At 46.3% G+C, this 10,558-nt stretch carries 14 protein-coding genes; 2 read left to right on the forward strand and 12 right to left on the reverse strand.

Annotated features, from left to right (window positions below; genetic code table 11):
- The first annotated feature begins 36 nt into the window (after nt 1–36).
- Nucleotides 37–684 (forward strand): AcfA family outer membrane beta-barrel protein, encoded by a 648-nt coding sequence (locus QMY49_RS25495; RefSeq protein ID WP_005447160.1) that lies wholly within the window; start codon nt 37–39, stop codon nt 682–684.
- 17 nt (nt 685–701) lie between these two features.
- The gene (locus QMY49_RS25500) at nt 702–1,037 is read left to right on the forward strand and encodes a YgiW/YdeI family stress tolerance OB fold protein (RefSeq protein WP_005447161.1); all 336 of its coding nucleotides are present in this window, start codon (nt 702–704) and stop codon (nt 1,035–1,037) included.
- 73 nt (nt 1,038–1,110) lie between these two features.
- Here the strand turns inward: QMY49_RS25500 and yegS are convergent, their stop codons facing one another.
- From yegS to QMY49_RS25560, 12 genes are all read right to left on the reverse strand, one after another.
- Nucleotides 1,111–2,013 (reverse strand): lipid kinase YegS, encoded by a 903-nt coding sequence (gene yegS, locus QMY49_RS25505; RefSeq protein WP_017819197.1) that lies wholly within the window; start codon nt 2,011–2,013, stop codon nt 1,111–1,113.
- Nucleotides 2,014–2,022: 9 nt separating this feature from the next.
- Nucleotides 2,023–2,928 carry a LysR family transcriptional regulator gene (locus QMY49_RS25510; protein ID WP_017188901.1) on the reverse strand — a complete coding sequence of 302 codons (906 nt, stop codon included), beginning with the start codon at nt 2,926–2,928 and terminating at the stop codon, nt 2,023–2,025.
- Nucleotides 2,929–3,067: 139 nt separating this feature from the next.
- Nucleotides 3,068–3,493 carry a bifunctional diaminohydroxyphosphoribosylaminopyrimidine deaminase/5-amino-6-(5-phosphoribosylamino)uracil reductase RibD gene (locus tag QMY49_RS25515; protein ID WP_009697242.1) on the reverse strand — a complete coding sequence of 142 codons (426 nt, stop codon included), beginning with the start codon at nt 3,491–3,493 and terminating at the stop codon, nt 3,068–3,070.
- A 209-nt stretch (nt 3,494–3,702) separates the two neighbouring features.
- Entirely contained in the window at nt 3,703–4,140 is a 438-nt protein-coding gene (locus QMY49_RS25520) for a F0F1 ATP synthase subunit epsilon (RefSeq protein WP_005431788.1), read from the reverse strand.
- 15 nt (nt 4,141–4,155) lie between these two features.
- Nucleotides 4,156–5,541, reverse strand: a complete 1,386-nt coding sequence (gene atpD, locus QMY49_RS25525) for a F0F1 ATP synthase subunit beta (RefSeq protein ID WP_017188899.1) — start codon at nt 5,539–5,541, stop codon at nt 4,156–4,158.
- Between the two features lie 23 nt (nt 5,542–5,564).
- Nucleotides 5,565–6,425: a F0F1 ATP synthase subunit gamma gene (gene atpG, locus QMY49_RS25530; protein WP_005431811.1), complete on the reverse strand. Its 861-nt coding sequence runs from the start codon at nt 6,423–6,425 to the stop codon at nt 5,565–5,567.
- A gap of 21 nt (nt 6,426–6,446) precedes the next feature.
- On the reverse strand, nt 6,447–7,985 hold the full coding sequence (atpA, locus tag QMY49_RS25535; protein WP_009699258.1) for a F0F1 ATP synthase subunit alpha: 1,539 nt from the start codon (nt 7,983–7,985) through the stop codon (nt 6,447–6,449).
- Between the two features lie 12 nt (nt 7,986–7,997).
- Nucleotides 7,998–8,540, reverse strand: coding sequence for a F0F1 ATP synthase subunit delta (locus QMY49_RS25540; protein ID WP_005431763.1), 543 nt, complete (start codon nt 8,538–8,540; stop codon nt 7,998–8,000).
- An 8-nt stretch (nt 8,541–8,548) separates the two neighbouring features.
- Complete coding sequence (locus QMY49_RS25545) at nt 8,549–9,019, reverse strand: F0F1 ATP synthase subunit B (protein ID WP_005431830.1); 471 nt, start codon at nt 9,017–9,019, stop codon at nt 8,549–8,551.
- A gap of 43 nt (nt 9,020–9,062) precedes the next feature.
- The gene (gene atpE, locus QMY49_RS25550) at nt 9,063–9,299 is read right to left on the reverse strand and encodes a F0F1 ATP synthase subunit C (RefSeq protein ID WP_004727739.1); all 237 of its coding nucleotides are present in this window, start codon (nt 9,297–9,299) and stop codon (nt 9,063–9,065) included.
- Between the two features lie 49 nt (nt 9,300–9,348).
- Nucleotides 9,349–10,116 carry a F0F1 ATP synthase subunit A gene (gene atpB, locus QMY49_RS25555; protein ID WP_005533315.1) on the reverse strand — a complete coding sequence of 256 codons (768 nt, stop codon included), beginning with the start codon at nt 10,114–10,116 and terminating at the stop codon, nt 9,349–9,351.
- A complete protein-coding gene (locus tag QMY49_RS25560; protein ID WP_005447171.1) occupies nt 10,117–10,515 on the reverse strand; it encodes an ATP synthase subunit I in 399 nt (132 codons plus the stop codon). It lies immediately after the preceding gene.
- Between the last annotated feature and the right edge of the window lie 43 nt (nt 10,516–10,558).

Consider the following 10,558-nt stretch of genomic DNA (forward strand, 5'->3'; position numbering starts at 1 on the left):
AAATGCCTCCCATCGAAACGAAGAGGTAAATATATAATGAAAAAAACAGTCCTGACGATTCTCGCAGCAAGCTCATTTTCAGTTGCAGCAGCACCTTACGTGGGTTTGGAATACGGGTTCGGCACCACAGATCACGATTTTGAACCATCTTTTCAAGCTGACGGTGTGAATCTGAATCCTGAATTGGAAGACGGTATTTTTGGTGGCTTCATTGGCTACTCTATCAATGATTCTTGGGCTGTAGAACTGGGTTATAACCAATTTGATCTTGATGATGGTCGTTCCAAAAATCTTGGAATTGTCGATATCAAGGGTCAAAAATACCATCATGAAATGGATTGGGACGCTTCAATCAAAGCCAAACAAATTACGTTAGCGCCTGTGTTTAGCTATGCATTAAACGAAAAGTGGACAACAAAAGTTAAAGCAGGTTTGACTTACACTCAGTACGAATCCAAAGCAAGCCAATCAGAAGAACATGAGCTTGTTATGAATGACGACGTCGAAATGAACAACACCTTGTTCCACCGTTCTGAAAAAAATAATGAGCTCGGTGCAATGCTATCTATCGGTGCGGAGTACAAAATCTTCCCTCAATTGACCATCGGCGCGAACGCAAAATACCAGCTTGATAGCTACGCAAACACAGCATCAATCAACGTAGGCTCTACTTACTACTTCTAACTTAGGAAGCCATTAGCATGAAAAAACTGATTATTACGACAACATTAGCCCTAATTTCTGGCTCTGCATTGGCTGCCTTCAACGGTCCTGAAACCGCAGCAATCAGCACTGTAAAAGCGGCGCAAAATGCATCTGATGATAGCTATGTACTGTTGACAGGTAACATCGTTCAAGCACTTGGTAATGAGACTTACCTATTCAAAGACAACACAGGTGAGATTCAAGTCGAGATCGATAACGAAGACTGGATGGGTCAAGACGTATCACCGCAAGATCGCGTTGCCATTCGTGGTGAAGTAGACTCTGAATGGACAAAGACTCAAATCGACGTCGATACGATTCAAAAGCTATAAGCCACACGTTCAAACGAGATCCTTACTCTTGTTAAGTACAAAGCCACCGCATTGGGTGGCTTTTGTGCGTCTCTTAACAAACGCTCAAGCATGGGCAATTGGGCGGAAGGACCAAGCGAATACTTTTAGATCTAACATCAAATCGAATTTTACGGGAACGATAAGGCTCACCATCAAGATTTAAAGGCAGTGCTTTAGGGAAATCGATCTCCAACCAACTCGCCTGAGTATGCTTAACAAACTGCCCAGTCTCAGTTGGATTTTGAATTTCATCAATGACCTGAGGTAGCTCATGGGGCAAGAATGGATGCACCAAAGTAATGTCCATTAAGCCATCATCTATCAATGCATTTGGCGCAAGCTCTTGACCTCCTCCCGCAAGGCGACTATTACAAAACGCCCCAACCAAGATCTCCCCTTGATAACTGCCCTGCTCAATTGTGAGGGAGCCATCATAAGGTTTAAAACCAAGCGCCTTCACTAGACCGGTTAATGTGTAGGCACCACCACCCAGAAAGTTTTTCAGTTCAACTGGTGTTTCAGCGGTAATTTCTGCTCCAAAGCCAGCTGCAGCAATATTAATAAAATAGCGATCATTAGCTTGAACGCAGTCTACCGCAACAGCGTCACCATTGACGGCAAGTTCGATGGCTTCTCGAATCATGATTGGGATTTTCGTAGCAGTCGCGAAGTCATTCGCCGTACCCATTGGGATAATGGCCAATTCTGGACGAACGTTCGCCTCAATCTGATTCAAAGCTGTTACCGCTTCGTTAACGGTGCCATCGCCACCAGCAACAACAATACGTTTCATTCCTTGATTGACCGCTTCACTCACTAAACGAGTCATGTCTTGTGATTCCCAAGTGACCCGAACTTGCAGATCCACACCTTGTTCTCGCATTCGCATGATCTCACTGCGAAGCTCAGGCGTTCCAGCTTTCTTACCGTTTAGAATGGCTCGTATTGTCTTCATACTGGTCCTTTACTCTTCGATTGCTTTCCCTGCTTGCTTGAGTTGAGCTCTCAACCATTGATGCGCACTTTCATTGTGACGACTAGAATGCCAGATTGCACAAAGGTCATGAATTTTGTCACTAAAAGGAAGCGGGACGGCTTTAATATTATACGTTTTTGAAAAGTGTTGAATGGTCGACAACGGCAGCATACCGATATATTCACTACCATTAATGACTGGCAGCATTTCCATTGCACCAGATGCGCGATACACGATATTCCTTTGCGCTAGATCTGCAATATCTTCCTCATTCATCAAACTTTTACGCGCATGCCAACGCGAAACCACGACGTGCTCTTCCGCCAAAAATTGTTCTACAGAACAAGAGTCATGAATTCGTGGATGCTCGGCACTGCACACCACCATCAAACGCTCGGAAAACACAGGCTCTACTTTGAGGACAGTACGACCACGCGGTGGCATATCGATAATCAAATCATATCGTTGTAAACGCAGATCGCTTTCGTAATCTTCCGTGAACAAAGGATGCACTTCCAAACCGACACTCGGCGCGTTTTTACGGATTTGGCGCAGGAGCTGCGGCATTAACTCATAACTGGCAACTGAGACGCAGGCGATGGAAAAAATACGATTGGATACTTTAGGATCAAAACTGCTCGAGGCGGATAAGGTAGAAGTAAAGTTTTTCAGCGCAGCGACCATCGCAGGATAAATATCCATAGCAAAACTGGTCGGCTCGACACCCGATGTGCTGCGGTGGAACAGTGGCTCATCATAAATGTCACGCAAACGAGCGAGTGCTTTGCTCACCGCAGGTTGGCTGATATCAAGACGAGCAGCAGCCTTAGACAGGTTCTGCTCTTCATAAATCGCCACGAAAATGGGGATAAGGTTTAAGTCGGTGCTCTTCATTTTGCAAACATAAAACAGGACATGACCTTATTTTAGCTAACAGTATGATAGTTAACGACTCAGAACTCTAGATTTGAGCGTCTATGCATGTTTTCGCGAGTTTTAACCTCGCATTGACGAAGAATATTCTGAAAATCACTCAGGATTTTCCTAGGTAAGGGGTCAAGAATGCACTCGCCTCTTCACCGCATAAGCCAACTTCTACTTCAACGCCACCTTCTTTTAGGATTTCGATACCGCGACCGGCATTACGAGGATCAGGATCAAGCATAGCAACCACTACTTTTCTGATACCACAAGTCACTAAGGTTTTAGCGCAAGCTGGCGTGCGACCAACAAATGAACATGGTTCTAGTGTTACGTACGCGGTGACGTCACTTAGGTCTCCGTTGTATGCGTTTAGGGCTTCCACTTCTGCATGATTACCACCAATCGCTTGTGTGTGCCCTTCTGATACGATTTCACCGTTTTTGACCAGCACACATCCGACAGGCGGGTTTGGCTGACAGGCAGGCAGCGCGTTGCGTGATACTTCCAACGCACGAAGCATAAATTGTTGGTTCATTTGAATTTGATACTCGTTATTCAGAATTTGGGTGATGGATTCTAACGCCAGCATGCTTTCCTCGCTATATAAAAGTGTTTGCAATACTGATACGTCTTATCTCAACAAACGACTCATTGCTAAACCTAATCCCCATAAAAAATAAAAAAACGAGGCAAACCGTAGTTGCCCCGTTTGGTTACCCTTCAGACCGCATTCCGAAGTGTTGACTAACGAATTCTCATCGTTAGTTCAACTGCACGAAGCTGAGCCAATGCTTTGTTCAACTCCATGTGTGCCTGTGCAAAGCTGATATCGTCTACATGAGCACGAATGTTTTCTTCCGCAGCTCTACGAGCTTCTTCAGCCCTTGCTTTGTCGATGTCTTTACCGTGAAGCGCAGTATCCGCTAATACAGTAACCACATCAGGTTGGACTTCGACCAAACCACCAGAGACATACAGGATCTCTTCAGGCTTGGACAAGTCACCAGTAATACGAGCAACGCCCGGCTTGATTTTACTGATAAGCGGTGAGTGACCCGGACGAATACCTAACTCACCATCCGCACCCGCTACCGCGATAGCATGCGCCGGACCTGAGTAAAGAGTGCCCTCCGCACTTACCACATTCAGTTGAAACGTATTTTGTGAAACCGCTATGGCCATATTGCCTCCCGCGCTTTACAGTTTTTTCGCTTTTTCAAGCACTTCGTCGATGTTGCCGCAGTACATAAATGCCTGCTCTGGGATGTCATCGTACTGACCATCAAGCAGCGCTTTAAAGCCTGCAATGGTGTCTTTTAGTGGAACAAATACACCCGGTTGGCCCGTAAACACTTCAGCTACGTGGTAAGGCTGAGTTAGGAAACGTTCGACTTTACGAGCACGAGATACCAAGCGCTTATCTTCTTCAGACAGTTCATCCATACCTAGGATGGCAATGATGTCTTTTAGCTCTTTGTAACGTTGCAGCGTTTGCTGAACTTTACGCGCCACATCGTAGTGCTCTTGACCAACCACTTGAGGGTCAAGCTGACGTGATGTCGAATCCAATGGGTCAATCGCTGGGTACAGACCCAAAGCAGCGATGTTACGAGACAGAACGACCGTCGCATCCAAGTGCGCAAACGTGGTTGCTGGCGATGGGTCAGTCAAGTCATCCGCTGGTACGTAAACCGCTTGGATAGACGTGATAGAACCATTTTTAGTCGACGTGATACGCTCTTGCAGCACACCCATCTCTTCTGCCAGTGTTGGTTGGTAACCTACCGCAGATGGCATACGACCAAGCAACGCCGATACCTCAGTACCTGCCAATGTGTAACGGTAAATGTTATCCACGAATAGCAGTACGTCACGACCTTCATCACGGAAACGTTCTGCGATGGTCAAGCCTGTTAGCGCAACACGTAGACGGTTACCCGGTGGCTCGTTCATCTGACCGTAAACCATGGCTACTTTGTCGAGAACGCCCGCTTCCTTCATTTCGTAGTAGAAATCGTTACCCTCACGAGTACGTTCACCTACACCGGTAAATACCGACAAACCTGAGTGAGCTTTAGCAATGTTATTGATAAGCTCCATCATGTTTACCGTCTTACCTACACCCGCACCACCGAACAAACCGATCTTACCGCCCTTCGCGAACGGACAAATCAAGTCGATAACTTTAACGCCCGTTTCCAGTAGCGCAGTGCTGTTAGATTGCTCTTCATAGCTTGGTGCATCACGGTGGATTTCGTAAGACACTTGCTCACCGATTGGACCACATTCATCGATTGGGTGACCCAACACGTTCATGATACGACCTAGGGTTTCCTCACCCACAGGTACCGTGATTGGGTTGCCCGTAGATTCCACTTCTAGGCCACGTTTCAGACCATCCGAAGAACCCATTGCGATACAGCGAACCACACCGCCACCCAACTGCTGCTGAACTTCCAACATCAGTGAGCCGTTGCTACCATCGTTGATTTTCAGTGCGTCGTAAACTTTCGGACCTTTGCCTTGTTCGAACTCGACGTCGACCACCGCACCGATGACTTTGACGATTTTGCCAATACTCATAATTTAAACCTCAAATTCTCTCTCTAAACCGCTTGTGCGCCGGATACAATTTCACTCAACTCTTGAGTAATCGCCGCTTGACGCGCTTTGTTGTAAACCAGTTGCAGGTCTTCAATCAGTTGCGCTGCGTTATCCGTCGCGGCAGACATTGCCATCATCCGCGCGGCTTGTTCACAAGCGATACTCTCAACCACCCCCTGATAAACCAGTGATTCCACATAGCGTTGAATCAGGTGGTTGAGAATGTCTTGAGGAGACTGCTCGTAGAGGTAATCCCAACGAGCCTCTTTATCACGTGAAATGTCTTCTTTAGGGAACGGCAACATCTGCAATACCGTTGGTTTTTGCACCATGGTGTTTACAAACTGGTTGTAAACGAGGAACAAGCGGTCGATTTTGCCTTCGGAGTAGTGCTCCATCATGGCGTTAACCGCACCCAACATATCTTCCAGTTTTGGTGCATCACCAAGCCCAGAAGTCTGTGCCATTACTTTCCCGAGGGACTGGAAAAAGCTGATTGCTTTCGAACCAATAAGCGTCGTATCTACTTCAACGCCCTTCTCTTGCCAGTCCTGCATTTCTGCCAATACTTTTTTGAACAAATTACTGTTCAGGCCACCACACAAACCTCGATCGGATGAGATGATGATGTAAGCCACTCGCTTCACTTCGCGTTCTTGAAGGAAAGGATGGCTGTACTCCAGCGTACCGGACGAGACGTGACCGATAACCTTACGCATGTTCTCCGCGTAAGGACGGGACGCCTGCATGTTCTCCTGCACTTTGCGCATTTTGCTGGCGGCGACCATTTGCATCGCACTCGTAATCTTTTGCGTGCTACTCACGCTAGCAATTTTGGTGCGAATCTCTTTGGTATTTGCCATAACGGACTCCTGTTAGTGGTCCTACGATTGCAGCGCAGTGAACTCTTTCAGCAAGCTGTGTAGCTCACTCTCGATCTCGTCGTTGTAATCACCGGATTGGTTGATCTTGTCCAGTAGCGGCTGCGCGTTTGTACGACCAAATGCCATCAACTCATCTTCAAAGCGAGATATTTGGTTTAACGCCACATCAGTGAGATAACCCTTCTCTGCTGCAAAGATCGCCAGTGCTTGCTCAGCAACGGTCATTGGTGCGTACTGCTTCTGCTTCATGAGTTCCGTTACTTTCTCACCGTGGTCAAGCTGACGACGTGTCGCTTCATCTAGGTCAGAAGAGAACTGAGCAAATGCTGCCAATTCACGGTATTGCGCCAACGCGGTACGAATACCCCCCGACAGCTTCTTGATCACTTTGGTTTGTGCTGCACCACCTACACGAGATACCGAAATACCTGGGTCAACCGCTGGACGTAAGCCTGAGTTGAATAGCTGAGTCTGTAGGAAGATTTGACCATCGGTAATCGAGATTACGTTGGTTGGTACGAATGCTGATACGTCACCCGCTTGGGTTTCGATGATTGGCAGTGCGGTTAGAGAACCGGTTTTGCCTTTCACTTCACCGTTAGTGAATCGCTCTACGTATTCTTCATTAACACGTGCTGCACGTTCTAGAAGGCGTGAGTGGAGGTAGAAAACATCACCCGGGAAGGCTTCACGACCTGGTGGGCGTTTTAGAAGTAGCGAGATTTGACGGTAAGCCACCGCTTGTTTTGATAGATCATCGTATACGATCAACGCATCTTCACCACGGTCACGGAAGTATTCGCCCATGGTACAACCTGCGTATGGCGCTAGGTATTGCAGCGCTGCCGCTTCTGATGCTGACGCAACCACCACAATAGTGTTTTCTAGTGCACCGTGTTCTTCTAGCTTGCGAACCACGTTGGCAATCGTCGATGCTTTTTGACCAATTGCGACGTAAATACATTTAACGCCCAGTTCTTTTTGGTTGATGATGGCATCAATCGCCATCGCGGTTTTACCTGTCTGACGGTCACCGATGATCAACTCACGTTGACCACGACCAATTGGCACCATGGAATCTACCGCTTTGTAACCGGTTTGGATTGGTTGGTCGACAGATTTACGGTCGATAACACCAGGGGCAATGACCTCTACAGGGTCCATACGATCGAATGACACTGCGCCTTTACCATCGATTGGTTGACCTAGCGTGTTCACGACACGACCTAGCAGACCGTTACCAACTGGCACTTCGAGAATACGACCGGTGCCTTTTACTTTCATCCCTTCTGACAAGTCCGCATATGGGCCCATCACAACAGCACCAACTGAATGACGCTCTAAGTTCAGAGCCAACGCAAAGCGGTTATCTGGCAGTTCTAGCATCTCGCCTTGCATAACGTCTGCAAGACCGTGAATTGTGATGATGCCGTCACTAACGGAGACGATAGTACCTTCATTTCTCGCTTCACTTTCGAGGTTGAAGTTAACAATTCGCTCTCTGATTAATTCACTGATTTCATTTGAATTTAATTGCATTTCTATACCCCGTTACACATGTAGGTTGGTCGCCAATCGGCTTAGGTTGGTGAGGACACTGCCGTCATACACGGTCTGCCCTGCTGTGATCACCACACCACCTACAAGGGATGGATCCAGTTGTGTTTCTAGTGTGATGGCTTTACCGTACTTTTCGGTTAACGCTTGTTTAAGCCTTGCCATCTGTTCCTCATCCAGAGGTTCTGAAACACGCACTGTTACTGTCATGGTTCGTTCGTAATCCGCTTTCATCTCTTGGAACTGAACGTTTACTTCACTGAGCGCTTTTAGACGCTTGTTCTCTTCCATAATGCGAAGAAAATTCTCGAAGTTTTGATTCAACCATTCACCACCAGCATGAAGAATCAGATCCAACAATGGTTGTTCAGAACCGTCTTCATCAAGGTCATTCAAGACCAGAAGCGTGTTAGGTTGTTCCAAGACCACTTGGGTAATCGCAAACATTTGTTGCCAATCGTCCAAGCATTCTGCATCGCGTGCGTAATCAAACGCCGCTTTTGCGTAGGGTTGAGCTACCACTGTCAATTCGGACATGTGCCCTCCTACATTTCGTTGATGAAGCGGTTCACCAAGTCGCGGTTAGCCGAGCTATCCAGATTGCGATTAATCAGCTTGCTGGCACTTTCAATCACCAGATCCGCCATTTCATCTTTCAGCTCTTGGCGAACTTTGCTGCGTTCGCTTTCCACTTCTGCTTTGCCTTCTGCGACAATGCGCGCTTTCTCTTGATTTGCCAGATCAACCGCTTCCGCAACCATCTGTTCTTGACGTTGCTTACCTTGGTTGATGATAGCTTGAGCTTTTGAGCGAGCTTCTGTCAGCAGCGCTTCACCGTTCGCTTTTGCCAGTTCTAACTCTTGTGCTGCTTTTTCTGTTTGCTCAAGACCTTGGGCAATTTCAGCACGACGCTCATCAAGCAGTTTTACAAGTGGTGGCCAGACATATTTCATGCACAGCCAAACGAAAATCACGAAGGAGATCGCCTGACCAAACATTGAGGCATTTAAGTTCATAGCACCCTCTCTTCTATAACGTTATGAAAATTATTAATTCGAATTACGCTACAGCGAAGATGATGTACAAACCGATACCAACACCGATCATTGGCACCGCGTCCACAAGACCCATCATGATGAAGAATTGAGTACGAAGCATTGGGGTCAAATCAGGTTGACGAGCCACACCTTCAAGGTATTTACCTGCAAGGTTACCGATACCTGCTGCGGCACCCGCTGCACCAAGACCGATCAGTAGTGCACCCGCCACGTAAAGAACTGCGCTAACGATATCCATAACAACTCCTAGAATTGAATTTTTTAATTAATAAACAAGATTTTTGAAATTAATGCTCTTCAACAGCCATGCCGAGATAAACCACGGTCAGTACCATAAAAATAAATGCTTGAAGAACAACAATAAGAATGTGGAACAGTGCCCAAGGAACACTTAGTGCCCATTGCATCCACCATGGCATTAATGCAATTAGAATGAAGATCATTTCACCTGCATACATATTGCCAAATAATCGAAGACCTAAAGATATTGGTTTAGAAATTAACGTCACCAATTCAAGAACTAAGTTCACTGGATATAACAACGGATGTGAAAATGGTTGAGTAGTTAACTCTTTAATAAAACCTTTCACGCCTTTGTTTTTAAACGTATAACCTAACACCAAAATAAATACGCCTAATGCCATCGACATCGTAATATTGACGTCAGCGGATGGTAAGTCACGGAAGTGTTCAACCCCTACAGCACGAGTAAGTGCAGGAATTAAATCAATCGGTAACAAATCCACGGCATTCATTAATAACACCCAAACAAATATTGTCAGTGCCAAAGGACCAATTAACTTGTCCTTCGCTTGAAATATTTCTTTTACGATGTCATCGACGAACTCAAATATTATCTCGATCAAACACTGGAATCGTCCTGGTACTCCTTTCGTTCCTTTCGTCACCGCATAACGGAATGAAAGGATGAAAACGAGCCCCGTCAACCAGACCATGATCATGGAATCAAGGTTAATTCCAAACCAACCGTCGCCGGCGGTGAGAAAGGTCAAGTGGTGCTCAATATATTCATGAGCGGACTGGACAGTCTCCATTTATGCCTTCCTTTCGAAGCGGTCTCTGAACAGCGGCGTTAAGAAGTGACCAAACATCGTCACACAAAAGCCTATCAGGACCACGATGTTGCGAAGAGCCATAAATCGAAACGTCAAAACAAACATCACTATGGTGTAAATGACTTTGATATTTCGACTCAGATGCATGAGGTCACGCAAACTCTCTTCTGGTTTCACCCTAGATTTAATGGACGCGAATACCATGCCAAACAGAGATGGAAGAATCGCAATCAGTACCCCAGTGATTGCTGATTCAGCGCTTAGAGTCCCGCTTCGCATGTACTCATACGCGATGAATACCAGACCCAAAGCTGCTTGAGCAATCAGAATCCTCTTGCCTGCCACCAATATTGGGTCGTCGTGAATATTAGCTTCCATAAATCACCCTTTAAAATAATATCGAATTAAAACTTCTGATAAT

The organism is Vibrio harveyi, assembly GCF_030060435.1.
In the GTDB taxonomy this organism is placed as follows: Bacteria; Pseudomonadota; Gammaproteobacteria; order Enterobacterales; family Vibrionaceae; genus Vibrio; species Vibrio harveyi.